Below are 26,184 nucleotides of genomic sequence, written 5' to 3'. Positions count from 1 at the left end.
CCTTCGGCGACCGGTCAATGGCCCGGCTTGTAGCTTCGCTCGATATGGCCCTCGAGGTCATCGGGATAGAAATAGACGGGCCGGAGGTTGCCGCTCGCGTAGCGTTGGGCCTGGTCGTTGAAGTGGGGCGAGCCAGGATGGCCGCTCGCGCCCCCGGCCGTCACCGCCCAGGCGCGCAGCCGCGGCCCGAACTCCACGATGGCCACGAAGCTGTTGCCGCTGGTGCCGTAATAGCGCTTCGTGCCCGGGTAGCGCCTCGCCCCGAACGAGGCGAGGGAGCCCCATTGCCCGGAGGTGAAAGGCACCGGGATGCTCGGCTTGGCATCGTCGAACTTCTGGACGATCGCGCCGTCGTTACGCTGGAAGCGGTTGATCTCGCCCCACGGAACTTGCCAGCTGCCGAAATCCTGCGTCAGCCGCTCCGCCGCCGCATCGAGCGCCGTCAGCCGCTGCGCATCGGTGGCTCGTTCGGCCAGGTAATCCCACATCGACATGCCCGCATCCCTCGCCGCCTGGGCCAAGGGTGCCCAGAGCGCTTCGCCCCAGAACACGGCCAGCGAAGTCGCGGTCGAATCCGCGCCCCAGCGATCGTTCCAGCCGCGCAACAGGCCGATCGGACCGGCGAGCTCCGCCTTTTGCCGGTCGCCCTCGGGTAGCTTGTCCCACGCCGCGATCAGCCCAGGTACGAGCCGGGCGAAGGCGGTGAGGTAGGTATCGAAGGCGGCTGCGCGCAGCGACTGCGGGGTGAAATCCCTCCGTGAGCTCAGCACCCGGATCGCCTGCGGCCCGCGCGGGTTCTCGCCGGCCTGGTCGAAATAGCGCGGGTAATCGGCGGCCTTGGGGCTGTCCGCGCCGGCCGCGGTCCACGGCCAGTTATTCGTGTTGAACACCCAGCCGTTCTTCGGATTCACCGCCTGCGGCAGGCTCTTGAGGCTGTGCAGCCCCCGCCAGTCGGTCGCCGGATCGCTGCCGTCGACAGGCTTGCGATAGTCGAAGCGGTCGTCGCGGACCGGCATGAACTGCGGCATCAGGAAGGCGATCTCGCCCTTCGAGTCCGCGAACAGCGTGTTGTTCGAGCTGTTGGCCTTGAAGTTCGCCACCTCGATGAAATCCCGGTAATCGCGCGCCTTGGTGCGCAGGAAGCTCTGCTGCAGCGCCTCGACCGGCTTGTTCATCAGCGCGAACGCGATCCACTTGCCGTCCGCCTCGCGCACGATCGGGCCGTGGTGCGTGGCGAAGGTGACGAAGCCGCGCTGCGCCCGCCCGCCATCCGCGATGCGATAGGACAACGTGATCGTCTTCGACGTCACCGGCCGCAGCGTGTCGCCGTGGCGGTAGGAGCGGCTGCCGTCCGCCCCGGTGACGATCGTCTCGGCGAACTCATCGACATTGTCGACGCCGCTCGATGTGTGCATCCAGCCCGCGTTCGCGTTGAAGCCTTGGTAGATGAAGAACTGTCCCCAGGTGGCCGCGCCGTAGAAGTTGAGCCCTTCACCGCTCCTCACGTGCTGCTCGGAGCGGAAGAAGAAGCTGGTGTGCGGGTTGATCAGCAGCAGCGCGTGGCCGTCCCGGGTGTGGCTGGGCGCGATCGCCATGCCGTTCGAGCCCCTGGGCTCGCGGAGCAGCAGCCCGCGCTCCTCATCGGTCATCGGCACCGAGCGGTTGCCGTAGAAGGCCTCGAGCTGGGTGAGCGGCACCCGTTCGATGTCGCCGCCGATGCTGCCCTCGGAGAAGCTCAGCGGCATCCACGGCTCGAACCGCGTGATCACGCGGGGACGCACCTCGGGGTGTGTCGCCAGATAGTAGTTCAGCCCGTCCGCCCAGGACTGCGTCAGCTTGCGCAACCAGGCCGGGCTCTTCGCATAATCCCTCTTCAGCGCCTCGGGATCGAGGAACAGCCGCTGGCGCAGGTCCTGCCAGATCGCACTCTCGCCCTCGGCCTCGGCCAGGCGGCCGAGGCTGACCAGATAGTTGTTCTCTATCCGGTTGAAGTCGTCCTCGGCCTGGGCGTAGATCATGCCGAACACCGCATCGGCGTCGGTCCTGCCCCACACATGCGGGATGCCCCAGTCGTCGCGGGTGATCGTCACGTTCGCCGCTTGCCTGTGCCAGCGGGCGAGATCGGGCCCGGTCTGCGTGGAAGCGGCGGACGCGCCCCCGGACGGCAGCCCCACCACGGCTCCAGCGGCCAGTCCAGCGGCTCCGCCCAGGACGTGGCGCCGGCTCAACCCTTCGTTGTGTGGGTGGTTCATGAAGTGGTCCACCTTTCTGGAGCACGCGGCACGCCACCGCCTAGCCGAGTGAGCCGATCTCTGTCACGGCCTCATCGACGGTGTCGCACAGCCTGATCCGCTGGTCCAGCCCCTGCCGTCGCTAAGTCCAGCGCAAGAAGACGTAGGCGAAGGGGATCAGCATGGCGAGGATGCCGAGGATGCGGCCGGTCGTGGCGACGCCCGGATTGTTGGCCATTTGACGCTCCACCCTGGTCTTGGCCGTCCAGCCGCAGATGGCTGCCGCCGCGCCGAGCACCAGCCCGACGCCCATGATCCCTGTCGTGAAGGTCAGCGAGCACAGGCATCCGCCGATACCGAGGACCAAGGCCGCGACGCCGACGCGGTTGCTCCGTGTCGGCGACAGGGGTGGCGGGAGAGACCGCATCTGCCGCGGTTGGGAGCCGGGATCCGGCTGGGGTCCCTGATGCCGCTGTGAGCGCTGGTACGGCGGCCGTGGGCGCGGCTGTCGGTCGTGCGGCGCTTCCTGCTGCTGGGGGTCTGGTGGTTGGCCGGGCCCGTACGGCTGCTGGCTCAAGGTGGCTCCTGATCAACAAGGCGCTTGGGCGCCGTACCGGTCCTGGTGTTGATGATGACTCGCCCAGTGCGGCCGGATGTCAGAGCGGTGTGATTCGTTACGGGGTCGTGAGCCCGCCCTTGCTTCTCCATACGCGAAGCAGCCCTGCGAGGCGGTGCTTCGCAGGGCTGCCGTTGGTCGTCGAGGCTAGTGGCCGATGCGGCTAGCCATCGGAGCCGCCGTTGCAGTACTGCTGCTCCCAGCTTCCGGTCCTGTAGCTGTAGCAGTAGTAGCAGTCCTCTCTCCACGTGCATTGGCTGGCCATGGTGGAGTGCGGGGTGACGTGCTGAGCCGACGCGCAGACGGTCGGGCCGGAGGCCTGTGCGGTGCCGGTGACGAGAAGCGTGGACGCCGCCAGCGTGACGGCGAAGAGCAGACGTTTGAGCATCAGAGATCACTCCCTGAGGTGAGGACCGAACCCCGGTCGACGGGGATGACGAGCGTCGGTTCCAGGTCTCGGGATACGCCGATGCGGCGCTGAACATCACCCACACTAACCGCGTCGTCAGACGAGATCTCCCAGCCAGCGGCAAAAGTTATTTTTGGCGCATTGCCGCATGAATTCGATAACCCCGCATTCACCCAAGAAGTGCGGCATCGCACCCCAGTTGACCGTTGGGGGAGCATTGAGCGCCGATGGAAGCATGGGCGGCACTACCCCAGCGAGTTCAATGCGGTGCCACAAGGACGGAAAACGCAAGGCCAGAATCGGCGACATCATTGGCGGACTTCTGGAAAGAGAGATACGAAACCGTTCATGCCTCCGCCGTCGTCGCAGCCCTCTCGGTCGATCCGTGTTCGATCACGTGGGTTGCCCGGCTCCGCGCATGGAGTGTGTGGTCCCCCGGTGGTCTCGCGTATGGCTCGTGGATCTTGGGTGCATGCAGAACGCCGGAATAAGCGGCGACCATCGGCCCTCGCCTGATGTGACCACAGTGAATAAGCGGGCGAAAGACCTTCGATAGCGCCCGCTGGCAGCCTGTGAGGTGGCCGGAACCTGACCAGTTCACCTTCCGGACCACACGGCCGTAGCGAGAAGTCTCCAAGGTCCGGCCCGCAGATCCGGACCCGAAATGCCGTCTGCTCACACGTTCCTCGGCGGGCGCGGTGGCCCGGGAACGGCGCCGCCGGTCGTCGCCCCAGCCTTCGATCCCCTGACCACGTGGCCGAACGCCAACAAGCGGCAGGCCCGACGCGACGCCGTGCCACGTGACCACGCGGCACGCCGGTCGCCCCACTGTGCCACGGACAAGCCGAAAGAAATCCGAGGAAGCCGATGAAACACAGGGATGTGGAACTGCTCGCGATTGGTGCCGGGCCTGCCAACCTGGCCCTCGCCGTGGCCCTCGAAGAGCTCGCGCCCGACGGGCTGGCGGACGACTCGCTGGTGATCGAACAGGCCGACACCGTAGCGTGGCAGCCCGGGATGCTGCTGCCGGAGGCGCAGAGCCAGGTCTCCTTCCTGAAGGACCTCGTCACCCTGCGCAACCCGTGCAGCCGGTTCTCGTTCGTGAACTACCTGCACTCGGTGGGCCGGCTCAGCCAGTTCATCAACATGGGCAGCCTCTGGCCGTACCGGATCGAGATCTCCGACTACTTCAAGTGGGTCGCGGACTCCCTGACCCGGGTGCGGCTCGAGTACGCACGCCGCTGCACGGCGGTCGAGCCGCTGCGGGACGCCGATGGCACGCTCACCGGCTGGCTGACCCGCCTGGCCGACGGCTCGACCATCCGCAGCCGCTACCTCGTCATGGGGATCGGCAGGGACGCCCACATCCCGGAGGAGTTCGCGAGCCTGCCGGCCCGGCGCGTCGTCCACAGCACGAGGTACATCCAGCGGATCGCCGAGCTGCCCAAGGCGGTGCCGTACCGAGTGGTGGTGATCGGTGGCGCGCAGAGCGCGGCCGAGATGTTCGACGCCGTCCAGAGCGACCTGCCGGGCTGCCAGCCGACCATGGTGATGCGGTCGATCGGCCTCAAGACGTACGAGAACAGCAAGTTCACCAACGAGCTGTACTTCCCGACCGCGGTGGACGGCTTCTTCGGGGCCCGGCCCGAGGCGCGCGAGCAGATCCTCCAGGAGATGCACATCACCAACTACTCCGGGCTCAACCCGGCGACGCTGGAGAAGCTGTACAGCGCGCTGTACCTCGACCGGCTGACCGGCAAGGGACGGCTGCGCGTCGTCACGATGCATGACGTGACCTCGGCGCGCGAGGACAGCGACGAGGTCGTCCTGGAGCTGACCGACCGCAGGACGGGCGAGGTCGAGGAGCTGCGCTGCGACCTGGTGCTGCTCGGCTCCGGGTTCGTGCGCGCGATGCCGTCCCTGGTGCGCGGCCTCGCGAACGCGCTCGGCCTTGAGGACGTGACGGTGAACCGCACCTACCAGCTCGACGTTCCCGGCGCCGCCACCGCGCGCTGCTACCTGCAAGGCGTCAACGAGGCGACGCACGGGATCGCCGACTCGCTGCTGAGCATGCAGGCCGTGCGTGCCTGGGAGATCACCAACGACATCCTGGCCGGCCGTGCGGACGGCAGGCCCGAGGGGCTCGGCGAGGCGCTCGCCACCGGCGAGCCGGCGGAGGGCGCGCCGGTGCCGGCCGCCCCCGTACCCGTTTCCGCCAACTGAGTGCGAAGGAGCGATCGTGGAAGTTCGCAGACTGGATCGAGACCGGCTGGGTCCCGCCAACAACCACTCCCAGCGGCTCATGCCGTGGGACGCGCTCAACGCCCCCTTCGAGGGCGCGTGGTGCGTGGTCAAGCCGGGCACGGCGACCACCGCGCACGCCCACCACGAGTACGAGATCTTCATCGCGGTCTCCGGCGAGGCCGTCCTCTCGTCCATGGGCGAGCGCAGCCCCTTCAGGGCCGGCGACCTGGTCCACTTCCCCCCGCATGTCGACCATCAGGTCATCAACGAGGGCGATAAGGACTTCGAGATGTACGCCGTGTGGTGGGACGTCCCGATGAGCGACCGTTTCACCGTACGCCAGCAGAGCGAGAACTCCATCGCGCGCGACCGCGACAAGAGCTTCGCCATGCGGAACGAGGGCTGACCCGTGAACGAGCGCGACGCCGCCCGCCGGGCCATCATCATCGACACCCCGCCGACCTCCAACGGCGACCTGCACGTCGGCCACCTGGCGGGCCCGTTCATGGCGGCCGACGTGTACGCACGCTTCCTCCGCTCGAACGGGCGTCCGGTGGTGTTCTCCAGCGGCACCGACGACAGCCAGACCTACGTGCTGGCCAGCGCCCGGCGCAAGGGGCTCACGCCGGAGGAGCTCAGCGGCCGCTCCTGGCACGAGATCCGGAGCACGCTCGCCGGCATGGGCGTCTCGCTCGACGGGTTCGCGCCGTACGACGACCGCTACCGGGCATCGGTGCTGAAGTTCCTCACCACGCTGCACCTGGCGGGCAGGTTCCGCGAGAAGACGGTCATGCTGCCGTACTCCGAGCGCACGGGCGAGTACCTCGTCGAGGGCCTGGTCTGCGGCTACTGCCCCATCTGCCTGGTGGAGAGCCGGGGCGGGCTGTGCGAGACCTGCGGCCACCAGAACAACTTCGACGAGCTGATCGAGCCGCGCTCCACCGTCGACCCCGACGACGTGGTGACGCACCGCGAGGCCCGCATCCTGGTGCTGCCGATGGAGGAGTACCGCGAGCGGCTCACCGCCTTCTACCGCGAGCGTGAGCCGCGGCTGCGTCCGCACACGATGCAACTGGTGCGCGAGGTGCTGGCCCGGCCGCTGCCCGACTTCCCGATCACCTATCCCATCGGCTGGGGCATCCCCGCGCCGTTCCCCGAGACCCCCGGCCAGCGGATCAACGCCTGGGCCGAGGGCATGCCCGCGGTCATGTACACCACCGCGTACGCCGCCGAGCGGCTCGGCGAGCGGCACGCGGACGACGACGAGCTGTGGCGCGCCGAGCACGACCCGGAGGTCGTCTACTTCATCGGGTTCGACAACGTCTACTTCTGGGGCTTCACCCACATCGCCGCGCTGATGGCGCACGAGGGCAGGTACGCGCTGCCCGACACCTTCATCTCCAACGAGTTCTACGAACTGGAGAACGCCAAGTTCTCCACCAGCCTCGGCCATGTGCTCTACACCAAGGATCTGCTGAATGAGGTCCCGAGGGACCTGGTGCGCTTCTACCTGGCGATCAGCTGCCCCGAGCACCAGCAGACCAACTTCAGCCGCGAAGCGCTGGCCAAGGTGTCCGGCGACCGCCTGGTCCGGCCGTGGAACCGGCTGGCCGGGCTGCTCGGCAAGATCGTCGCCGACGCGGGCGCGGAGGGCATGTCCCTGCCGGTGTCCGACGAGGGACGGCGGCGCGCCGAGGCCGTGCTCGCCCGGTTCCGCGCCTGCTACGAACTGTCCGGCTACAGCCTCACGCGGGCGGCCAACCTGATCGTCGGCCAGCTCGACCGGATGGCCCGCGAGGCGCGGCTCGTCCACGAGGACGTGGGCGGCGACCTTGTCAGGCTCGGCGACCTCTTCCTCGACGTGCGCGTCCTTGTGACCTGCGCGTCGCCGATCCTGATCGACCTGGCGCGGGCCACGGGCGAGGCGGGCGGGTTCTCGTGCCGCCTGGACGCCGGCGACTTCCGTCCCGCGCGGATCGCACCCTTCGCCCTCCCCCTGCTGGGAACCCTCGGCGACGCGGCGGACGCGCGCTGAACCACGCTCGAACCTCAGTGAATGGTGGACACAGTGCTATCGATGATCACACAGACCCCCGCGTCCGACGTCGTGATGGACGGCGCGGACGCCGCCCAGGTACGCAGGGCGGTGCTCGCGGTGCGCTCCTCCGGCGACCGCATGGTGAACGACCCCGCGACGGTGGCCGCGGTCCGCGACGCCTCCGACACGCTGCCCCTGGCGCTGCGGCGCACGCTGCGCGAGTTCCGCAGGCACTCGGGCCCGACGGGATCGCTGCTCGTGCGCGGCATGCCCGTCGAGGAGAACCTGCTGCCCGCGACCCCCACGGTCGACGGCTCCGTGCAGCTCTCGCTGAGCGGCCCCGCCACGGTGCTCATGCTCGTCGCGTGCGCGCTCGGCGACCCGATCGCCTTCCGCGCGGAGAAGTCCGGCGCGCTGGTGCAGGACGTCGTCCCCGTGCCCGGCAAGGAGGAGTTCCAGGGCAACGCCGGCTCGGTCATGCTGTCGTTCCACAACGAGAACGCCTTCCACGAGCACCGGCCCGACTACGTCATGCTCCTGTGCCTGCGGCCCGACCACGACCGCGTCGCGGGCCTGCGCACGGCGTGCTCGCGTGAGGTCCTTCCCCTGCTGACGGACGAGACGCGGCGGACCCTGTTCCTGCCCGAGTTCGTCACCGAGGCCCCTCCCTCGTTCGGCGCCAACCGCGACGCCACCTTCCCGCACGGTGTGCTCTCCGGTGCCCCCGAGGACCCCGATATGCGGGTCGATCTGTCCGCCACCACGCCGTTGACGCCGAGGGCCAAGGCCGCGCTGGCCGAGCTGGGTGAGGTGTTCGACAAGACCGCGCAGAACGTCCGGCTGGTCACCGGAGACCTCGCCATCGTCGACAACCGCGTCACCGTGCATGGGCGCACCGCCTTCCAGCCGCGCTACGACGGCCACGACCGCTGGCTCCAGCGCACGTTCGTCGCCGTCAACCTGCGCAGGTCACGCGACCACCGTCCCGCCGACGGCCACGTCCTGGAGCATTAGGCACCCTGCCTGGCGCACCGCTCGAGTACCCGTGCTCGTAGCCCTGCGCCAGGCGCGGCGCGCGATCCTGCGCGGCGAGAAAGTCGAGGACGTCCCGTGCGATCCGGTCGTTCTGCCGGAACGGCAGCGCGTTGGTGCGGGGCCGGGTGAACGTGGCGAACTGCCGGACGTTGGTGAAGGGGCCGAGCGCGAAGAGGCGAGGATGCGGGGAGCCGTTCCTGGACAGGAGGCGGAAGTTATCGGGGGAGACGTGCAGCCTCCCGGTACGGTGCTCGTACCCGTCATCGTCGGCCAGCACGTGCTCGGTCGCGTCGCCGCTGCGGTACAGCGACCGCAGCAGCGGCTCGGTGCACGTGCGCAGGTCGGCGTCGGGCAGCCGCGCCTCGATCAGGGCGGACGCCTCGACGGTGTCCGGCGTGCTGGCGCCGCCCGCCCGGTACACGCCCTTCTCCTCGTCGGCCTCCACCCACATGTCCGAGCCGACGAACCGCACGATGCCGGCCTCCGCCAGCGCCAGGAGCTGGCGGGTCCTCTCGCCGGGCGAGCCGCTGCCGAAGTACTCGTAGAAGCCCTGCCACCAGCCGTTGACGTCCGCGACGCGCGAGCGGGCGGGCAGCTTGGCGACGCTGCTCAGCAGCGGCATCTGCCCGTACACCGAGAGCATGGCGAGGAACGCCCCGAGGTCGGCGCTGTACCGGATGTCCGAGCGCCGGTCGATGTCCGCCCTGATGTGGTCGCGCACGTGTTCCTGTAACTCGTCGGAACCGGGGAAGCCCAGCCCGCGCAGCGGCTTGTCGAGCGCGGCGATGTCCCAGCGGTCCGCCTCGGCGGGGACGGCGGCCTCGATCAGGGCGCGCATCGGCTCGCCGTCCCAGTCGAGGTCGGTGTAGGCGGCGGCGAACTCCTCCCATGGAATCGTGACGCGGTCCGGGTGGGCCGTGAACAGCTCGTGGTAGTAGCCGTAGGCGATCTCCTTGGCCATGAGCGGCCACAGGTCGGTCCAGAAGTCGATACGGTCACGGCCGGCGAACCGCGCGTCGACCTCTGGCGCGGAGAAGAAGCGTGGCAGCGGCGGAGGGTCGCCCACCAGCCGGTAGGACATCTTCGAGCGGTACGGCACCCCGCGGCGTGACCCGACGTGCAGCCGTGGCTCCTTGCCTGAGGGGACGTAGCGCAGCCGGCCGTCCTCCCGCTCGTGGTACTCGCCGCCGCGCCCCTCGGTCAGCAGCACCATCAGGTCGATGAACGCGGCCCCCATGCCGCGCATCAGCACGTCCTCTCCCGGCCTGAACCTCGACAGGTCGATGTCGGCGGAGTAGGCGCACGGCAGGTACCGCAGGTCGTGGCGGTCGGCGAAGTCGGCGAGGAACTGGTGGTCCTTACCGGGGACGGCGTCCAGGTGCCCCATGGCGAGGATCACCACGTCCGCCTTCAACGGCTCGTCCCGGTCCTCCAGCCACACGCGCTGGCGGGTGCTCGTGTGCCCCTCGATCTGCGTGGCCCGGGTCGCATGCACACGCACGGAGACGTTCGCCGGACGCTCGGCGACGATCTTGTCGAAGACCCAGCGCAGGTAGCGGCTCTGCACCTGGCGAGTGGCGAACGTCGTGCACGTGACCTCGGTGCAGCCGCCTTCGGTGGCGGCCCACTCGCTCAGAGACGGCCCCTGACGGAGCGGCCCCTCACAGGTGACGGTCTCGTCGGGAAACATGGTGATGTTCTCGGCCGTGGCGTTCATCCACATCAGCGGCGACTGTTGCTCGCGCCACACCCGGCCGCCCCCCGGTGGATAGGGGTCGACGAGCTCGATGCTCAGCGGACGGGACGGCGGCAGCTCGGCGGCGTTGGAGAGGAGGCGCTCCAGCACTCCCGTGCCCCGGGGCCCCGCACCCACGATGACGACGACGAAGGGATCGTTCTGCTTGCTTCTCATGTATGCATCCCGGTCTGTAAGAAGGAAATGGTTGATGGCGGTGCACGGCCCCGGATATCCGAGGTCGCGGATTCGTTCCGCTCACAACACTGCGGGCCGCGGGGCCCGCGAAACAGGGATGTGAAAGTCAGCAAGTTGCCGGACGCCGACAGCTTCCTGTCAGCCGGCACGGAGAAAAGGATGAAAGGGGCGCCGAGCACCGTGAAAGCCCCCGCCGCGCTTTAAGAAGCACGGCGAGGGCGGAATGACGCGGGCGCGGAAAGGCCCACCTGAATGCCGGGCGGCGGAAGCCGGGCCTCAACGGCGGGCGCGCCCAGGAGGCGTGCGGGGAGCGCGGACCGTCAGCGGCTGAGGAGCAGCCGGACGCGGATCGCCGCGGCCAGCGCGTCCGGGTGCCCGGTGCGGGTGAAGACCTCGGCCGCGGTGTCGGTGAACTTGATCACGTGCTCGTCCCCGTGGGCGACGGCCGCCTCCATCACGTCGTGCAGGGCGTCGGGACCCGCGGGCGCGACCGGCAGGCCGTCGCGCGGCGCGGCCTGCACCGGCTCGAACGCCGCCTGCACCCCGGCGCAGGCGGCCCAGATCGCCGACAGGCTCGGCACCCACAGCTCGCGGGGCAGCGCGGGCAGCGTGTGCAGCACGGCGTTCGGCGCGGTCGCGGTGTGCACGAGGATCACCGGGCTCGCGTGCCCGTGGGTGAGATAGCGCAGCGTGGCGGCGTCCACCAGGGCTTCCAGCCGCACCGGGACGTCGTCCGGGGTGAGCGCGGGCCGCAGCGCGGCGACCGCCCCCGTCCAGCCGGACAGGCCGGGAAGCTGGCCGAGGCGGGCCCTGACCGGCCCGTCCTGGGAGGGGACCCGCGGGACGTTCTCCATGGCCTCGCCGGGGTCCAGGTCGCCCCCGGGCTCGGCAGTCAGCGGCATGCTCAGCGAGCGCGCCCCCCAGAAGGCCAGTCCCTGGGCCAGCTCGGCCGCCGCGACCGCGTTCCGCTCGTCGACCAGCAGGGTGCGCACGGCGTGGCCGACCCTGATGACCGCGTGGGTGGTGCCCGCCAGGATGCCGGGGAGCAGCCGAGGCCACCAGGCCGCCAGCACCTCGCGCCACGGCCGCTCGGCGACCTGGCGGGTGAAGTACTCGGCCCAGTCGCCCACGCGGTCGCCGTCGCCCAGCGCCTCCCGCCAGTTCGCGTCGCCGATCGGTCGCCTGGCGGACGGCAGGTCGTCGAGGCGGCTGACATAGGCGTCGACCCAGCGGTGCACGTCGTCCTCGTGGCCCCGCCGGACCAGCACCTCGACGGCCATCGGCCCGTGGTTGGTGAGCCTGCTCTCCCCCCATTCAGGGCCGGTGCCCTGCAGCCGCTCGTAGGCCTCATTCAGGATTCCGCTGCTCATCATCGTCTCCCGAGGATCGTGCGGGGCCACAGCCGGGAAAACACCGCGCGGCGGCCCCGGTTCACAAGAGAGCCTAACCCCGGCCCGCATTGGCGCGGTGATCGTTCCCGGCGCCCGGCATGGTGACCAAAGCACACTCGAAGAAGACACCTGGGACGGGACCGTATTGACTGGGCATAGGGCAGAGGAGATGGTTTGATGCTCGCAAGCGTGGCCGATGGCATCGAATTACGCGAGGCCCGGTCGGTCGCGCCATTCGTCGAGGCCGGCCACGCGCGTTCGTCATGCGTGCGGCGGGAGGCCGGCGAACCACGGCCCTCGGCCATTGCGGCGTGCGCGCCCGCCTTCCCGTTTCCGGTTCTGATCTCAGTTCCGTCTCGATGGGATTCTCCGGTCGGAGCACCGGTCAGGATTCCGCCGGCCGTCGCCCGGGACCCGGGACCCGGCGGGGCCGACGTGGGACTCCCCGGCACATTCCCTCGCCCTGAGCACTATCCACCACCGGCTGACACCTGTTCAGGGAATCGGACATCATGACCATTGATAAGAACTCGTCCCGCCCGCCCGCCATCCTTTTCATGGGCGACATGGTGATCGTCGCCAGGCAGCTCCGGCTCATCACCGAGGCGCACCGCCGGGGGTACGCCCCGCTGCTGGTCGTCACGCCCGACACCGATCCTGACGAGCTGGCGGCCTGCCGCGCCGACGGCGCGCACCCCCTGTCGCTGCTGGCGGACGTCGTCAACGTCGCCGAGCCGAAGGTCGACCTGGTGGTGCCCGCCATCCAGCCGCTCCTGCGGCGCTATGACGTGCGTGGTGTGCTGTGCATCGGGGACTTCTTCGTGGAGCCCGTGGGCATGGTCGGCGCCTGCCTCAACCTGCCGGGCGCGGGGGCGGGCGCCAGCCGCACCAGCCGCAACAAGCTGCTGCAGCGTACGACCGTGCCGCACCTGTCGCCGGACTTCCGCGTGGTCACCCCCGAGGAGCGCGCGGGCTTCTCCTCCGACGGCATCTCGTTCCCCGTGGTCGTCAAGCCGGTCGGACGCTTCTCCAGCCTCGGCGTGCGCCAGGTGAAGGACCCCGAGGAGCTTCCCGCGATCCTCGCGACCTACCCCGAGGACGAGACCGTGCTCGTCGAGAGCCGTGTGGTCGGGCCGGAGTTCTCCGTCGAGGCCCTCACCCAGAACGGCGAGGTCATCTGGGCGGGCGTCACCGGCAAGGCGACCAACGAGTCCACCGGCATCTTCTTCACCGAGATGGGCCACACCTCGCCCGCACGGCTGCCGGAGGAGGACGTCAAGGCCCTGCTCGACGCCAACGCCGAGGTGCTGCGCCGCATCGGCTTCGGCGATGGCATCACCCACGCCGAGTTCCGTCTCTCGGAGGGACGCGCGGTGCTGATGGAGGTGGCCACGCGCCTGCCGGGCGACGGCATCACCTTCCTCTGGCACCTCGCCACCGGGCAGCCGCTGGAGCCCGTCATGATCGACCTCGCCCTGGGTGTGCCCACCTCCTACCCGGCCCCCCGCCGCCGGGCGTACCAGGTCTACCTGGAGCACCCCTATGGCAGCCTGCTCGATGTGACGAGCACCGGCGCCCCGCCGTCCTGGGTGTCGGTCGACAACAACTGGCCGATCTTCGAGCCGGTCGCCGCCGACGCGCCCCCGCGCGACCACGCCGTCCTGGTCACCCAGCATCCGGGCACCGTGCTCGGCCCGCAGACCGACTCCGAGGCGCGCGCGGTCTCCGTCATCTTCGACGCCCCCCTGGACGCGCCGGCGGAGGCCCTCGCCGAGAAGTACACCGCCACGGTGACGATCAGGGTGGCGGACGAGACCCCCGCCGACGGGGACGAGGGCCAGGCGGACCGGGTGCTCGCGGACGCCGGGAGCCGTTCGTGAGCGACATCCCGGTCCCGGCCTTCGCCGACGTGACGGGCGGCATGGACCCCGCCCGCTGGGACGCGCTCGCCAGGGACCACTTCTACTCGTCGGTCGACTGGCTGCGCTTCTGCGCGGGGGACAGAGGCATCACCACCAGTGGCCTGCACCTGGAGGTGCCGGGCGCCGGAACGGTCGGCGTGCCGGTGACGGCCGTGCGCTCGATCGGCAACCCCTTCTACCAGTGGGATCGCATCCTCGGCGAGGCCGGGCTGCCGTCGCCAGGCTCAAGCGGGCTGCTGGTCGGCGCGCACCGGGGATACCAGACGAACATCCTCGCCACGCCCGGCCTCTCGCGCGAGCAGGCCGCCAAGGAGCTCCTCGGCGGCCTGGAGAACCTCGCCGGCGAGCTGGCCGCCGTGGGCGTCGAGGGCCTCGGCCCGGCCGGCGCCTTCGAGGGCCGGGGCGCCGTCCCCACCGTCGCGATGTTCCTCTCCACGGCGGACGTCGTCGCGCTGCGCGCCGCCGGAGTGCAGGCCATGCCGGTGGCGCTCCAGCCGGACGCCTGGATCCCGCTGCCCGAGAACGGTGGCTGGGACGAGTGGATGAGCGCGCTGCCCTCCAAGCGGCGGGCCGGCATCGTCCGCAGGGACCGCAAGAACTTCCTGGAGGCGGGCTACGAGGTCGTCCACACCACGCTCGGTGAGTGCTACCTGCAGGCCGCCCGCCTGCTGGCGTGCACCGAGCGCCGGTACGGCCACGACGCCGACGTCGAGGACCTCGCGGAGTCCATCCGCATCCAGTCCGAGGCGCTCGGCGCGGGCGCCCGCGTGCTGCTGCTGCGCCGCCCGGGGGAGGAGCCCGTCGGGTACTGCCTCTACTACATGTGGGGCGACACCCTGTACCTGCGCGCGGCGGGGTTCGACTACGACCGGCTCGCGGGGGCCGCGGAGTACTTCAACCTCGTGTACTACATCCCTTTGATCATCGCCTGCGAGAACGGCATACGGTGGCTGCACGCCGGCATCGAGGCCGCGGAGGCCAAGGTGCTGCGCGGCGCGGAGTTGCGCCCGCTGTGGATGCTGGACCTGTCGCGCGACAGCGTGCTCGACGACCGCGGCGACGACGTGCGCGCGTACAACGCGGGCGTCGTGGCCGGCTGGGGCGAGTCGTCCCCGGCGGTCGCCAAGGCGCTGGTGCGCGACCTGTGGGATCCGTTCTGCTGACACCCGCTGTGCGCCGCGCGCGGCGCTGACGACGCGGGGAACCGCGTGAAGTGAAGAAGTCCCATGGCCGGTGGCCATGGGACTTCTTCGCGTCCAGGGACATGCCGGCGGGCTCACGCGCACGCCGCAGCGGGGTTCGGTCTGCCTGCGGTTGACAGGAAGCTGCCAGGGCAGGACAGCTTGCTGCATTCGAATTGTCTGTTCCAAGGATCGTGGAAAGCGCAGAGTTGTTCTTAACAGAACGAACTCCGGGCCGATGAGAACCCATAAGGGCGGCCGTCACGATTCTAAAGGAAATCATTCATGACCGTGTCCACGCTGCATGCACAGGAAAGCCATGCCAATTCCTCGGTACGGCCACGAGAAAGCCGGGTCTCCCGGCTCATCATCAACCAGGACTTCACTAAATTCCTGCTTTCCCAGATCGTCGCCCAATTCGCGTCGAAAAGCCTCGCGGTAATTCTGCCGCTCATGGCGGTGATCACCTTCGCCGCCACCCCGACGCAGGTCGGCCTGCTGAACGCCGCGCAGTTCTTCCCCGTGTTCGTCGTCACCCTCTTCGCCGGCGCGTGGCTGGACAGGCGCCCGCGCAGGCCCGCCCTGATCGCCGCCTACGTCGGCAACGGGATACTCGCCGCCACGTTGCCGCTGGCCACCTCGCTCGGCATCGTGCACGTCTACGTACTGTTCTTCGTGGCGTTCGGCATGGGGTCCCTGATCGCCTTCTCGGACGTCGCCTACCAGGCCTACATCCCGAACCTCGTGCGCAGTGACCAGCTCGTCCAGGCGAACAGCCGGCTGGAGGTCGCGTTCTCGCTGGCCATGGTGGGCGCCCCCGGGCTCGGCGGGTTGCTGATCGGCGCGTTCGGCGGGTCCACCGCCATGGTGTCGGCCGTCATCGCCTACGTGCTCGCCGCGATCGGCGTGCTGGCCATCCGGACCCGCGAGAAGCACGTACGGGTGCCGGAGCGTGGCGAGGGAACGCTGAAGCGGATCGCCGAGGGTATGAAGTTCACCGCCAAGATGCCCCTGCTGCGCGTGCTGACCCTCCAGGGCGCCTGGTTCAACCTCTTCGAGCAGGCGGTGCTCACCCTCTACCTGCTGTACGGCATCCGGGTGCTCGGGTTCTCGCCCCAGCTCGTCGGCCTCACGATGTCCCTCGGCGCGATCGGCGTGCTGGCGGGGTCGGCCGTGGCCCGGCTCATCGGTGACAAGCTCGGCACGACCCGCGTGCTGATCCTCGGGATGGGCGTGGCGTCCATCGCCCCGGTCATCATCCCCTTCGCCGCCGGGTCGCAGGCCGTGCTGATCGCGCTCACCACGCTGTCCTTCATCATCTACGGCATCGGCATGACGGTGTTCAACATCTACGGCATCTCGCTGCGCCAGCGCGCCACCCCCCACGGCATGCTTGCCCGGGTCTCGGCGACGTACCGGTTCCTCGCCTTCGGCGCGATCGGCGTCGGCGGCATCGTCGGCGGTCTGGCGGGCGACTCGCTCGGCCTGCGCCCCGCCATGTTCTTCTGCATCATCGCGCTGGCCGTCGGCTGGCTCGCCTTCGCCAGGTCCCTGCCGAGCGCCATCACCCGGTTCGAGGAGTCCGAGCGGGCCGCGGAGGCGGCGGAGAACGCACCGCAGGCGGTCTGAGCCACTCGCGACGGCGCTCAGCAAGGCAAGGACCCGAGGAAGGAGGGCAACCCGGAGAACCAGGACCAGGAGATCCCGGAGACCAGGGAAGGAGGACGGGCAGCCGGGAGAGAGATACGCCGCAGGGGCGGAAGGGAAACCTTCCGCCCCTGCGGCGTATCTCATTACTCCGGCGCGATGTTCGGCTCCAGCGCTGATGTTCATCGCAGGCGCCATAGTTCGGCTCAGGCACCGGAGTTCGGTTCCTGCGCCGGAGTTCGGCTCAGGCACCGGAGTTCGGTTCCTGCGCCGGAGTTCAGCTCAGGGGGGCGCGTTCGCGCTTCAGCTCGCTGAACACCGGCACCGTGGACAGCAGCCGTATGGCGTCGATGAGCCGGTCGGCCTCGTCGGCCGCGGGAACGCTCGCGACCACCGGGCCGAAGAAACCGGGCCCGTCGTCGATCGCGGTCACCGGGCTGCCGCTCTCGGTGCCGACCCGGGACTGCCCGAGGTGGTGGCTCTCGCTGACCAGCGTGTCGAGCGCGGTGTCGTCCATGGCCCGCAGCAGGTCGGACGGAAGCCCCGAGTCGGCCAGCGCGGCGGCGAGCGTGTCCGGCGTGAGATCGTCGTCGAGGTCGTGCACGCGGTGCCCGATCGCGGTGTACAGCCGGTCGACGGCCGGCTGGCCGAACCCCTCCTCGGCGGCGGCGAGCACACGCAGCGCCGCACGCGACTTCTGGTGCGCCTTGTGCAGCCTTTCGGGGATCTCCTTGCCCTCGTTGAGGATGGCCAGGCTCATGAACCGCCAGGTCACCGGCTCGCCACGGCGGGTGGCGACGTCCCGGACCCATCGCGAGGTGCGCCAGGTGAAGGGGCAGATGGGGTCGAACCATAGGGTGATGCTCACGGCGTCACATCCTGTCGTCGGCGTTCTGCGGATGTCGGCGACCACTGCCGCGGCCCGGCTCAGGCTCAGGCTGGCCCGGCGAGGTACCCCGGGCCTCATCGTCCCACCCGCGTCCGCCCCTGTCTTATTCCAGAATGCCGCCGACACTCCGATAGGCCCGGCGACACGACCTTGTCGTTTCCTCTGCCAAGGTGTGGACGTCCCGTCGTCGCTGGTGCCGGGCTCCACCTCGACGGCCGCATGCACCAGCTGTCAGGGTCAAGAAGCCACGGCCGACGTGGCGTCGCCCCCCGGCAGGAGCCGCCGGCACATGATGTGACCGCCTCGACCGCAAGTTGTACGGTGCGGTAGAGGAGGACAGACGCATGGCAGACGAGCACATCACCACAATCGGCAGATGTTACGCATGCAAGCGCACCTTCGGCTTCATCCCGGCGACTGCCACGACGGTCATGATCGATCCCGAGACCGGTCTTCCTCCAGGTATGACGGTGTTGGGCAGCTTCCGTGAGCCGACGGCGGAAGCCACCGCCAGATCGGTCAGGGAACCCATCTGCCCCGACTGCGTCGCCAAGGCGAAGCGGTTCAGCGAGCCGGCCATCCAGTTCGAGACGTGGCAGAGAGGCGATCCCGGTCGTGACTGATGTCCGGATGTGATGGGCGCGGTAAACGCCCGGCCGGCCGCTGGACGGCCGGCTCGGCGGGGGCCGCGTCCTGCACCGGGGTATCCGTTCCGGGCTGCCGCAGCACGATGAGCGCGACGGCGAAGGCGGCCAGGAGCAGGGCGGCGGCGACACCGAAGGCCAGGTGGTAGCCGCCGGTCAGCGCGGCCGCCTGGCTCTCCCCGGCGGACAGCAACTCCTCGGTACGCGAGGCGGCCAGTGTGGACAGCACCGCGACGCCGACGGCCATGCCGATCTGCTGGGTGGTGTTGAAGAGCCCGGACGCCAGGCCCGCGTCGTCGGCCTTGGCCCCGGACATGCCGAGCGTGGTCAGCGCCGGGAGCACCAACCCGCCGCCCGCGATCAGCAGCATCACCGGGAGCAGGTCGGTGACGTAGTCGGCGTCCACCGGGACGCGGGTGAGCCGGCCCATCGCCCCGAGCAGGAGCACCAGGCCCGCCAGCAGGACGGCACGCGCGCCGAAGCGGGTGTTGAGCCGGGCGGAGACGAACAGGGACACGCCGCCGATGGCCACCGCCGCGGGAAGCATCGCGAGGCCGGTGTCGAGCGCGCCGTAACCGAGGACCTTCTGCATGTAGAGCGCGACGATGATCTGGAAGGCGAACATGGCCGACAGCGTCAGCATCTGGACCAGGTTGGCGCCGGAGACGTTGCGCGAGCGGAAGATCCGCAGTGGCATCAACGGGGTCCTGGCGGTCGCCTGACGGGCGACGAACGCGGCCAGCAGGACAAGCGAGACCGCGCCGAGGCCGAGTGTGTGTGGGCCGAGCCAGCCGTACTGCTCGATCTTGACAACGGTGTAGATGCCCAGCATCAGCCCGCCGGTGACCAGCACGGCGCCGATGACGTCGGCCCCGGCGGCGAGCCCGGCCCCGCGTTCGCCCGGCAGCACCCTGATCGCCAGCGCGATCGTCGCCAGCCCGATGGGCAGGTTGATGAAGAAGATCCAGTGCCAGTTGAGCGCATCGGTGAGGACTCCGCCCAGCACCTGGCCGATCGAGGCACCGGCGGCGCCGGTGAAGCTGAAGACGCCGATCGCCTTCGCGCGGTCCCTGGGTTCGGTGAACAACGTCACCAGGATGCCCAGCACGACCGCGGAGGCCATGGCGCTGCCGATGCCCTGCAGGAACCGGGCCGCGATCAGCATGCCGGGCCCGGTGGCGGCTCCGGCCAGCAGCGACGCGGCGGTGAAGACCGCGTTCCCGGCCAGGAACATGGCTTTACGGCCGATGAGGTCGCCCAGCCGGCCGGCCAGGAGGAGTAATCCGCCGAAGGCGATGAGGTACGCGTTGACGGTCCAGCTGAGCCCGGCCGGCGAGAAGCCCAGGTCCTGTTGGATGGCCGGCATCGCCACGGTCACGATGCTGCCGTCCAGGATCGTCATGAGCATCGCGGCGGACAGCACGGCGAGCGCCGTCCAGCGTGACCGGGACGTGCCGGTGGGGGGAGGTGCGGTGTGCGACACGGTCGTCTCCTGTTCGAAGGGAACAGGAATGACCGTAGCAGATAGTTCTGTAACAGACGATCCTCTTCAGATCTATTTCAGTGCTGCCGTGCCCGGCGGACCGCTTGCGGCGCCTCGGCCGGGGTGGCCAGGTGTCCTTTCACCAGGCGGTTCATGGCCCGCAGCAGCACTTCGGCCTCAGCTGCGGGCAGTGAACCGAGGGCCGCCTTGTGCACGCCGTCGACGATCTCCTGGCTCTGCCTCGCGATCTCCGCGCCCTTCTCGGTGACCGCGATGATCCGGGCCCGCCGGTCCGTGGTGGACGGACGACGCTCGGCGAGGCCCGCCTTCTCCAGGGCGTCGACGGTGACCACCATCGTGGTCTTGTCCATGTCGCCGATCTCGGCGAGCTGGATCTGTGTGCGCTCCTCCTCCAAAGCGTGAACCAGCACGCAGTGCATGCGTGCCGTCAGCCCGATCTCGGCGAGCGCCGCCGCCATCTGGGTTCTCAGCACGTGGCTGGTGTGGTCCAGCAGGAACGACAGGTCCGGTTCTGTGCGGGCGGGCGCCATGGCGGTCATATCCCTAGGATAACAACTATCCCATTCTGGATTATCTATTAGCAGCAGCACTTCCCGGCTGCGTTCGGCTTTTGAGCCTGCCGGTCGTTGGATAGCGTCGAGGCCATGCGGCTTCACGTGGGATGCGCGATGTGGGCTCACACACCATGGCAGCGGCGTTTCCTGCCTCACCCCCTCCCTCCCGAGGAGCGCCTGCGGTCCTACGCGACCTGGTGCAACGCGGTGGAGGGCAACACGACCTTCTACGCGACCCCGCCGAGAGGCACGGTGGAGTCGTGGGCGCGGCAGACCACCCCCGACTTCCGCTTCGTGGCCAAGCTGCCCAAGACGATCACGCACGAGCGCCGCCTCACCGGAGTCGACGAGGAGCTCCGATCGTTCCTGGAGGCGATCGAGCCACTCGGACCGCGAGCCCACGCCCTCTGGGTCCAACTGCCTGGATCATTCGCTCCAGGCGACGTCGGCGCCCTGGCGGGATTCCTTCGCCGGCTCCCCCGCTCGTACAGGTACGCCGTCGAGGTCCGCCACCGCGCGTTCTTCGACGACGCGCGAGCCGAACGGCTTCTCGAGACGGCGCTCGCCGGCGTCGACGCCGAATGGATCCCCTTCGACACCACCGCCTTCTTCCAGAGCCCTCCGACCAGCGACGACGAACGAGACGCGTGGACGAGGAAGCCGCGCCTGCCGCGCCGGTCGTCCGCTCTCACCGGCCATCCGATCGTCCGCTACCTCGGCAGGGACGACACGGCCCGCACCATCGAGGGCTGGCGGCCATGGATCGGCACGGTCACCGAATGGCTGCGCGAAGGCCGCTCGCCGACGGTGTTCATCCACACCCCCGACAACGCCGATGCGCTGATGCTCGCCCGTCGTTTCCACGAGGAGGTGCGGGCCCTGGTGCCCGAGATCGATCCGCTCCCCGAGCCCATGCCGACCGAGCCGCTGACCCTCTTCTGACCGCCCTGCCACCGCACGAGGCGACACCGCGATGAGGGCGCCCGCGACGTGGCGCGGGTCACCTCGGGGCGGGAGTGATCTGGGCCGGGCCGCGGATGTTGATCGGCCGGTAGGCCCGGAACTGGTCACCCGGCTTGAGCCCGTGCTTCACGACGCGGTGGTCGGTGCCGTAGCCGGCGCGCTGCTGGTAGGCCCAGTACGAAGTGCGCCCGGCGTCGGCCCACTTGTCGAAGATGACCACCGCTCGGGCGGTGTTGCCGCCCAGTGGGTCGATGACCAGGTCGCCCTGGAGCAGTTCGGTCATCTTGACGCGGCGGCTGTAGTCCGGTGAGGCCAGGCTGATCGTGTTGGGGCCCGGTTTCGCGAGCCCGAGCGCCATGGAGGCGTAGCCGGACCCATCGGTCCGATAACCGGCGTGCGACTTGAACTGGCTGTACGGCACGCGTTGTGCGGTGGTGGGGCGCCAGCTCCTGGCCCGGGCGATCACCGTGGCCCGGTCGATGGTCGCCACCGGCCTCACCGGTCTGGTGGCACCACCGGCCCCGCTTTGCAGCGTGGGGCCGGCGGTCCGGGTGTCGCCACCCGCCCGGCTTCCGAGCGCCGATCCTCCGAGCACGGCGCCGGCGACCATGCCGACGCCGACGGACAGGCCCAGCGCCGCTCCGATGAGGACGCGCCGTCGCAGGCGGCCCGTCGGCCCGCGTGGCGCGGTGTGACCGGGAAGCTCTTCCATGGTTTCCTCCTGGATCCGCTCACCCGCCCGGCCCCCTGCCGCCTCCTGCCGGATCCGCTCACCCGTCTCCGCGACCTCCGTTGATTCCTCCCGGATCCGCTCACCCGTCTCCGCGACCCCCGCCGCGCGCCGGGCTTGTTCGGCCGCCTCCCACAGCTCACGGAAGCGGTTCTGGTCCGCCCGGCACAGCCGGGCGAGCCCTTCCACCGCGTCCAGGGGAATCCATGTCTCTCCCGCGAGCCATCGCCCCCAGGACGATCGGCTGGCGTGTGTCGCCTGCTCCAGCGCGCGTAGGTCGAACCCGGCTCGTTCCTTCAGGGCTCTCAGCTCCTGCAGGAGAACGCGGGTCGGCTCGGGCAGGTCATCGGACAGCGGTCGCTGCCGTCGGCTCCGGCTCGTGTTCCCGATTCCATTCACCACGGTGGTTCGTCCCAACCTTGTCTCAGGGGCCTGAGTCATCGCAGGTCATGTCGACACCTTGGGAGCTATTGTCCCAACTTCACCAATTTCACGATGTGTTTCAGGAATTTCCTGTCAGCGTGTGTGCCCGGCCGGCCAAACCGAACGATCAACGGCAGGAACAATAGGAGAGCACATGCCCTCGGACCGAACCTCCTGGATCACGGCAAGAAGTCTGGCGCTCATCGCAGCGGTCGCATGCGGGAGTGTCCTGGCGCCCGCGGCGTCCGCGCAAGCGATGACCCTTTCCCTCACGGCGCCCACCCCGACCCCGACTCCCACCGCGACCCCCGTCCCCACCCCCACCCCCACTCCGACCGCGGCGCCGGAAGGCACGCCGCAACTGCTGGCGGCCGCGGCGCCGATCACCCGCTCGCAGATGATCGCCCGGGCCAAGACCTGGCACCCGCACACCGCGCAGCGGGTGCCGTACAGCCAGACCAAGACGCGCGGCGGCTACCGCACCGACTGCTCGGGCTACGTGTCCATGGCGCTCGGGCTCGCCAAGCCGGGGCCGATCACCGTCGGGCTGGCCAAGAGCACCTACTCCAAGCGCATCAAGATCTCCGAACTGCGCAAGGGTGACCTGATCATCGACGCCATCGGCACGAACACGACCAGGCACGTCGTCATCTTCGAGAAGTGGGCCAACGCCAAGCACACCTCGTACTGGGCCTACGAGCAGCGCGGCGGGTACGGGACCGACTACCGGACACGGACCTACGGCCTGGCGGCCAAGACCGAGTACAAGCCGTACCGGGCGCTCAACATCCGTGAGGACGCCCCGGTGCCCGCTCCCACGGTCACCCGCGCCCAGGTGATCGCCCGGGCCAAGACCTGGAAGCCGGCCACCGCGCAGCGCGTGCCCTACAGCCAGACCAAGACGTTGGGCGGCTACCGCACCGACGGATCCGGCTACGTCTCCATGACGCTGGGCCTCGCCAAGCCGGGACCGGTGACGGCGGCTCTGGCCTCGAGCGCCAACAGCCGTCCCATCAAGATGACCGAACTGCTGCAGGGCGACCTGGTCATCGACCCGGTGGGTGGCGCCACGGCGCGTTCGGTGGTCATCTTCGACAAGTGGGCCGACGCCAAGCACACCTCGTACTGGGCCTACCAGCAGCGCGCCGGTTACGGCACCGACTACCGCGTCGTGAAGCACGGGCTGACCACCGGCACCCAGTTCCGCGCCTACCGCCCGCTGAGGATCCGCTAGTGCGCCGGTCAGGTCCGACCGCCGGTCCGCCACGGGCGGCCGGGATCGCGAGGGCGTTCCTCCTCCTCGCGGTGGCCACGATGGTGACCGTCCCCGGCACCTCCGCCGGGGCGGCGACCTCCGCCGCCCCGCTGCCGACCTCCCCCTGCGGGTCGGGAGGGGTGACGGCGGCCGACGAGGAACTGGCCGCGCGGCTCGACCCCCTGCTGACGATGAAGATGCACGGTTACATTGACGGCTACCGCGTCTCCTGCGCCCGGACGGTGGTCGGGACGGTCCGCTCCCGGGGGCTGCCCCGGGAGGCGGCGGTCATCGCGATCACCACCGCCATCATCGAATCGGGCGTGCGGAACATCAACCGTGAGGTGGACCACGACAGCCTGGGCGTGTTCCAGCAGCGGCTCGCCTGGGGCAGCGCGGCCCAGCGGCTCGACGTGGCATGGGCGACCGGCGCTTTCCTCGACAAGATGCTCCGCAAGTACCCGGACGGTTCCTGGCGTACGGCGCCGGTGGGCGACGTCTGCCAGCGCGTGCAGGTGTCGAAGTTCCCGGAGCGGTACCAACCGCAGGCGGGAGACGCGGGGAAGATCGTCTCAGCCCTGTGGCCCGCCTCAGGCCTGACGCGGGCCCAGGTCATCGCCCGCGCCAAGACCTGGAAGCCGGGCACCGCGCAGCGCGTGCCCTACAGCCAGACCAAGACGTACGGCGGCTACCGCACCGACGGATCCGGCTACGCCTCGATGGCGCTGCGGCTCGGCGCCCCGGGCCCCGTTTCCACAGGGCTGGTCTCGGCCGTCCACAGCAGGCCGATCCCGATCTCCGAGTTGCGGCCCGGGGACCTGGTCATCAGGGCCACCGGTCCTGCCGCCGCGCGGCAAGTGATCATATTCGACAAGTGGGCCGACACCCGGCACCGCTCGTACTGGGCCTACCAGCAGCGCCGCGGCTACGGCACCGACCACCGGCGCCTGACCCACGGCCTGTCCCCGGGGGCCGGTTTCCTCGCCTACCGTCCCCTGAACGTCCGCTGATCCAGCCGGGAGCCCGGTCGCGCCTCGCGACCGGGCTCTCGCGCGTCCGGTACAGATCGCAGGCGGGGGTACCGCGGCCGTGGCCGTCAGCCGGCGGGCCGCGCGCCCTGTTCCCCGGTGATGCTCGGGTGGACGGCGACGACGATGCGGTGGTCGCGGCCGCCCTTGGCGGTCTGGTCGTGGTACTTGCCGACCAGGGTGGTTACCGCGCCGGCCAGTTCCTCGGCGAAGGCGGCACGATCGGCGGCCGAGGCGAACCGGATCTCGCCGTCGATCGCGAAGGTGGCCACCTTCTGGCGCGCCTTGGCCGCGCCGGTGACCAGGGTTCCCACGTCGCGCACCAGCCGGGCGGCGAGCGCCAGCAGCCAGCGGGCCGACAACTGGTCGGGGGCGCGTGAGGGGTCGGGCTGCACCTCGGCCAGCGCGGCCGGTGAGATCACATACGACGCCGCGGTGGCGCGCATGACGCGCTCGGTGACGTTGCCCTTGCGGCGCTCCTCGATCAGCTCGACCAGGCCGTGACGCTCCAGCGCCTTGAGATGGTAGTTGACCTTCTGCCGTGGCAGGCCGACCTTGGCGGCCAGCGTCGTCGCGGAACCGGGCACGGCGAGCTCGGCCAGCAACCGGGCCCGTATCGGGTCCAGCGAGACCTCGGCCGCGGCCGGGTCCTCGATCACCGCCACATCCAGCATCTCACCACCATCGCACCGACAGAATAACTTGTCAAGACTTGGTAAGTTGTCGGAGGTTAGGCCTGCTGCGGTATTACGTTTGCCTGGATCACGGAGAGAACACATCGGCATTGCCGGGTGCCCGTGTTCCCCCGGCGGCCGTGTCAGGGGACACCACGGCCTCGGGGAACACGGGCACTCCAGGCGTCAGTGTCTCAACGAGGATGATGCGCTCGGTGCGGTCGTGGTGGAGGACGCCGTCACCGGCGCGCCAATCGAACCAGGGAAGACGAGTCGGATATTGATGGCCTGTGCCTGGCGGTTGGTGCTACGGCTGAGGCTGCGGTTCAGGTGACGGGCGAAGTTGCGCGCCCAGCTACGGGCGCGCGAGTGGTTCCAGTTGCGGGCCAGCGAGCGGTTCCGGTTCCAGTTCCGGTTCCAGTTCCGGTTCCGGTTCCGTTGGCGGGTCCAGTCCCGGTAGTCGCCCGAGTTCGACGTGCTGATGGTGTTGATGGTGCTGGTCGCGCTGGCGCTGGTCGCCGTGGTCGCGGCCCCCAGGCCAACCATGCCCCCGGTGAGTGCGGCGCCGATGACTAGCGTGCCCACAAATTTCTGGACCTTGGGCATTGCGTATCCCCCTTGGACGACTTCGGGTTGCTTGAGACACTCACCCTGATTGTGGGTGAATGTGGTGGTGACTCAGTGAGTCTGCCCAGTTGTCTTTTTTCCGGGCTGGACGCGTGACAAACGAATAACTTCTACTTTTGCTATGTGCTTAATCTCTTGTTGTGGTCTTCGGTTCGATATTTCCCGACTTCCGCTGACATGCTCGTCTTGATCTTGCTATAACGGCTGCTCAGGCGGGCCAGGTACTCTCGGCCGAGGACCCCCATA

At 69.5% G+C, this 26,184-nt stretch carries 22 protein-coding genes; 11 read left to right on the top strand and 11 right to left on the bottom strand.

Translation table 11 applies throughout. The annotated features are described in order from the left end of the window. Positions 1-14: 14 nt before the first annotated feature. The 3 genes from ABD810_RS01640 to ABD810_RS01630 all read right to left on the bottom strand — a co-directional run bounded on the left by ABD810_RS01640 (position 15) and on the right by ABD810_RS01630 (position 3,235). Positions 15-2,252: a penicillin acylase family protein gene (locus tag ABD810_RS01640; RefSeq protein ID WP_344933283.1), complete on the bottom strand. Its 2,238-nt coding sequence runs from the start codon at positions 2,250-2,252 to the stop codon at positions 15-17. 121 nt (positions 2,253-2,373) lie between these two features. After that, positions 2,374-2,598: a hypothetical protein gene (locus ABD810_RS01635; protein WP_344933281.1), complete on the bottom strand. Its 225-nt coding sequence runs from the start codon at positions 2,596-2,598 to the stop codon at positions 2,374-2,376. Between the two features lie 412 nt (positions 2,599-3,010). Further along, the gene (locus ABD810_RS01630; protein WP_344933279.1) at positions 3,011-3,235 is read right to left on the bottom strand and encodes a hypothetical protein; all 225 of its coding nucleotides are present in this window, start codon (positions 3,233-3,235) and stop codon (positions 3,011-3,013) included. Between the two features lie 888 nt (positions 3,236-4,123). Between ABD810_RS01630 and ABD810_RS01625 the strand changes: the two genes are divergently transcribed. From ABD810_RS01625 to ABD810_RS01610, 4 genes are read left to right on the top strand one after another with little or no spacing between them, the layout of a single operon-like run. Then, the gene (locus ABD810_RS01625; protein WP_344933277.1) at positions 4,124-5,479 is read left to right on the top strand and encodes a lysine N(6)-hydroxylase/L-ornithine N(5)-oxygenase family protein; all 1,356 of its coding nucleotides are present in this window, start codon (positions 4,124-4,126) and stop codon (positions 5,477-5,479) included. Positions 5,480-5,495: 16 nt separating this feature from the next. Further along, complete coding sequence (locus ABD810_RS01620) at positions 5,496-5,906, top strand: cupin domain-containing protein (protein ID WP_344933274.1); 411 nt, start codon at positions 5,496-5,498, stop codon at positions 5,904-5,906. Between the two features lie 3 nt (positions 5,907-5,909). Continuing rightward, a complete protein-coding gene (locus ABD810_RS01615; protein WP_344933271.1) occupies positions 5,910-7,535 on the top strand; it encodes a class I tRNA ligase family protein in 1,626 nt (541 codons plus the stop codon). Between the two features lie 42 nt (positions 7,536-7,577). Then, positions 7,578-8,552 carry a TauD/TfdA family dioxygenase gene (locus tag ABD810_RS01610; RefSeq protein ID WP_344933269.1) on the top strand — a complete coding sequence of 325 codons (975 nt, stop codon included), beginning with the start codon at positions 7,578-7,580 and terminating at the stop codon, positions 8,550-8,552. Here ABD810_RS01610 and ABD810_RS01605 read toward each other — a convergent pair. Together ABD810_RS01605 and ABD810_RS01600 are read right to left on the bottom strand one after the other, a co-directional pair. Beyond that, a complete protein-coding gene (locus ABD810_RS01605) occupies positions 8,494-10,485 on the bottom strand; it encodes an FAD/NAD(P)-binding protein (RefSeq protein WP_344933267.1) in 1,992 nt (663 codons plus the stop codon). The genes ABD810_RS01610 and ABD810_RS01605 overlap by 59 nt on opposite strands. Before the next feature lie 341 nt (positions 10,486-10,826). Then, the gene (locus tag ABD810_RS01600) at positions 10,827-11,876 is read right to left on the bottom strand and encodes a questin oxidase family protein (RefSeq protein ID WP_344933265.1); all 1,050 of its coding nucleotides are present in this window, start codon (positions 11,874-11,876) and stop codon (positions 10,827-10,829) included. Between the two features lie 533 nt (positions 11,877-12,409). On the opposite strand from ABD810_RS01600, the gene ABD810_RS01595 reads away from it, so the two are divergent. The 3 genes from ABD810_RS01595 to ABD810_RS01585 all read left to right on the top strand — a co-directional run bounded on the left by ABD810_RS01595 (position 12,410) and on the right by ABD810_RS01585 (position 16,629). Beyond that, positions 12,410-13,777 carry an ATP-grasp domain-containing protein gene (locus tag ABD810_RS01595; RefSeq protein WP_344933263.1) on the top strand — a complete coding sequence of 456 codons (1,368 nt, stop codon included), beginning with the start codon at positions 12,410-12,412 and terminating at the stop codon, positions 13,775-13,777. Then, positions 13,774-14,982 carry a GNAT family N-acetyltransferase gene (locus ABD810_RS01590; protein WP_344933260.1) on the top strand — a complete coding sequence of 403 codons (1,209 nt, stop codon included), beginning with the start codon at positions 13,774-13,776 and terminating at the stop codon, positions 14,980-14,982. Before ABD810_RS01595 ends, ABD810_RS01590 begins: the two co-directional genes overlap by 4 nt. 303 nt (positions 14,983-15,285) lie before the next feature. Then, complete coding sequence (locus ABD810_RS01585) at positions 15,286-16,629, top strand: MFS transporter (RefSeq protein ID WP_344933257.1); 1,344 nt, start codon at positions 15,286-15,288, stop codon at positions 16,627-16,629. A 295-nt stretch (positions 16,630-16,924) separates the two neighbouring features. Here the strand turns inward: ABD810_RS01585 and ABD810_RS01580 are convergent, their stop codons facing one another. Further along, a complete protein-coding gene (locus ABD810_RS01580; protein ID WP_344933254.1) occupies positions 16,925-17,515 on the bottom strand; it encodes a mycothiol-dependent nitroreductase Rv2466c family protein in 591 nt (196 codons plus the stop codon). A 365-nt stretch (positions 17,516-17,880) separates the two neighbouring features. On the opposite strand from ABD810_RS01580, the gene ABD810_RS01575 reads away from it, so the two are divergent. Continuing rightward, on the top strand, positions 17,881-18,159 hold the full coding sequence (locus tag ABD810_RS01575) for a hypothetical protein (RefSeq protein ID WP_344933252.1): 279 nt from the start codon (positions 17,881-17,883) through the stop codon (positions 18,157-18,159). On the opposite strand, the gene ABD810_RS01570 is transcribed toward ABD810_RS01575, so the two are convergent. Beyond that, positions 18,101-19,663 carry a DHA2 family efflux MFS transporter permease subunit gene (locus tag ABD810_RS01570; RefSeq protein ID WP_344933250.1) on the bottom strand — a complete coding sequence of 521 codons (1,563 nt, stop codon included), beginning with the start codon at positions 19,661-19,663 and terminating at the stop codon, positions 18,101-18,103. The genes ABD810_RS01575 and ABD810_RS01570 overlap by 59 nt on opposite strands. A 77-nt stretch (positions 19,664-19,740) precedes the next feature. Further along, a complete protein-coding gene (locus tag ABD810_RS01565; RefSeq protein ID WP_344933248.1) occupies positions 19,741-20,223 on the bottom strand; it encodes a MarR family winged helix-turn-helix transcriptional regulator in 483 nt (160 codons plus the stop codon). A gap of 129 nt (positions 20,224-20,352) precedes the next feature. On the opposite strand from ABD810_RS01565, the gene ABD810_RS01560 reads away from it, so the two are divergent. Next, entirely contained in the window at positions 20,353-21,180 is an 828-nt protein-coding gene (locus ABD810_RS01560; protein WP_344933246.1) for a DUF72 domain-containing protein, read from the top strand. A 58-nt stretch (positions 21,181-21,238) separates the two neighbouring features. On the opposite strand, the gene ABD810_RS01555 is transcribed toward ABD810_RS01560, so the two are convergent. Further along, complete coding sequence (locus tag ABD810_RS01555) at positions 21,239-22,333, bottom strand: helix-turn-helix domain-containing protein (protein WP_344933244.1); 1,095 nt, start codon at positions 22,331-22,333, stop codon at positions 21,239-21,241. 175 nt (positions 22,334-22,508) lie between these two features. Here ABD810_RS01555 and ABD810_RS01550 point away from each other — a divergent pair, with 175 nt between their 5' ends. Both ABD810_RS01550 and ABD810_RS01545 read left to right on the top strand, forming a co-directional pair. Continuing rightward, positions 22,509-23,588, top strand: coding sequence for an NlpC/P60 family protein (locus tag ABD810_RS01550; RefSeq protein WP_344933242.1), 1,080 nt, complete (start codon positions 22,509-22,511; stop codon positions 23,586-23,588). Then, a complete protein-coding gene (locus ABD810_RS01545) occupies positions 23,588-24,619 on the top strand; it encodes a hypothetical protein (protein WP_344933240.1) in 1,032 nt (343 codons plus the stop codon). Before ABD810_RS01550 ends, ABD810_RS01545 begins: the two co-directional genes overlap by 1 nt. Positions 24,620-24,705: 86 nt before the next feature. On the opposite strand, the gene ABD810_RS01540 is transcribed toward ABD810_RS01545, so the two are convergent. Both ABD810_RS01540 and ABD810_RS01535 read right to left on the bottom strand, forming a co-directional pair. Then, positions 24,706-25,311 (bottom strand): ArsR/SmtB family transcription factor, encoded by a 606-nt coding sequence (locus ABD810_RS01540; RefSeq protein ID WP_344933238.1) that lies wholly within the window; start codon positions 25,309-25,311, stop codon positions 24,706-24,708. Between the two features lie 186 nt (positions 25,312-25,497). Continuing rightward, positions 25,498-25,917 carry a hypothetical protein gene (locus ABD810_RS01535; RefSeq protein WP_344933236.1) on the bottom strand — a complete coding sequence of 140 codons (420 nt, stop codon included), beginning with the start codon at positions 25,915-25,917 and terminating at the stop codon, positions 25,498-25,500. Positions 25,918-26,184 lie beyond the last annotated feature (267 nt).

The sequence above is a fragment of the Sphaerisporangium flaviroseum genome, from assembly GCF_039537005.1.
GTDB lineage: Bacteria > Actinomycetota > Actinomycetes > Streptosporangiales > Streptosporangiaceae > Sphaerisporangium > Sphaerisporangium flaviroseum.
This window is presented reverse-complemented; position numbering and strand designations above follow the sequence as displayed.

Excerpts from the sequence above, each read along its gene's own strand:
- ABD810_RS01640 (WP_344933283.1), bottom strand. The coding sequence starts at position 2,252 with ATGAACCACCCACACAACGAAGGGTTGAGCCGGCGCCACGTCCTGGGC.
- ABD810_RS01630 (WP_344933279.1), bottom strand. The coding sequence starts at position 3,235 with ATGCTCAAACGTCTGCTCTTCGCCGTCACGCTGGCGGCGTCCACGCTT.
- ABD810_RS01625 (WP_344933277.1), top strand. The coding sequence starts at position 4,124 with ATGAAACACAGGGATGTGGAACTGCTCGCGATTGGTGCCGGGCCTGCC.
- ABD810_RS01610 (WP_344933269.1), top strand. The coding sequence starts at position 7,578 with ATGATCACACAGACCCCCGCGTCCGACGTCGTGATGGACGGCGCGGAC.
- ABD810_RS01605 (WP_344933267.1), bottom strand. The coding sequence starts at position 10,485 with ATGAGAAGCAAGCAGAACGATCCCTTCGTCGTCGTCATCGTGGGTGCG.
- ABD810_RS01600 (WP_344933265.1), bottom strand. The coding sequence starts at position 11,876 with ATGAGCAGCGGAATCCTGAATGAGGCCTACGAGCGGCTGCAGGGCACC.
- ABD810_RS01595 (WP_344933263.1), top strand. The coding sequence starts at position 12,410 with ATGACCATTGATAAGAACTCGTCCCGCCCGCCCGCCATCCTTTTCATG.
- ABD810_RS01585 (WP_344933257.1), top strand. The coding sequence starts at position 15,286 with ATGACCGTGTCCACGCTGCATGCACAGGAAAGCCATGCCAATTCCTCG.
- ABD810_RS01575 (WP_344933252.1), top strand. The coding sequence starts at position 17,881 with ATGGCAGACGAGCACATCACCACAATCGGCAGATGTTACGCATGCAAG.
- ABD810_RS01565 (WP_344933248.1), bottom strand. The coding sequence starts at position 20,223 with ATGACCGCCATGGCGCCCGCCCGCACAGAACCGGACCTGTCGTTCCTG.
- ABD810_RS01560 (WP_344933246.1), top strand. The coding sequence starts at position 20,353 with ATGTGGGCTCACACACCATGGCAGCGGCGTTTCCTGCCTCACCCCCTC.
- ABD810_RS01550 (WP_344933242.1), top strand. The coding sequence starts at position 22,509 with ATGCCCTCGGACCGAACCTCCTGGATCACGGCAAGAAGTCTGGCGCTC.
- ABD810_RS01540 (WP_344933238.1), bottom strand. The coding sequence starts at position 25,311 with ATGCTGGATGTGGCGGTGATCGAGGACCCGGCCGCGGCCGAGGTCTCG.
- ABD810_RS01535 (WP_344933236.1), bottom strand. The coding sequence starts at position 25,917 with ATGCCCAAGGTCCAGAAATTTGTGGGCACGCTAGTCATCGGCGCCGCA.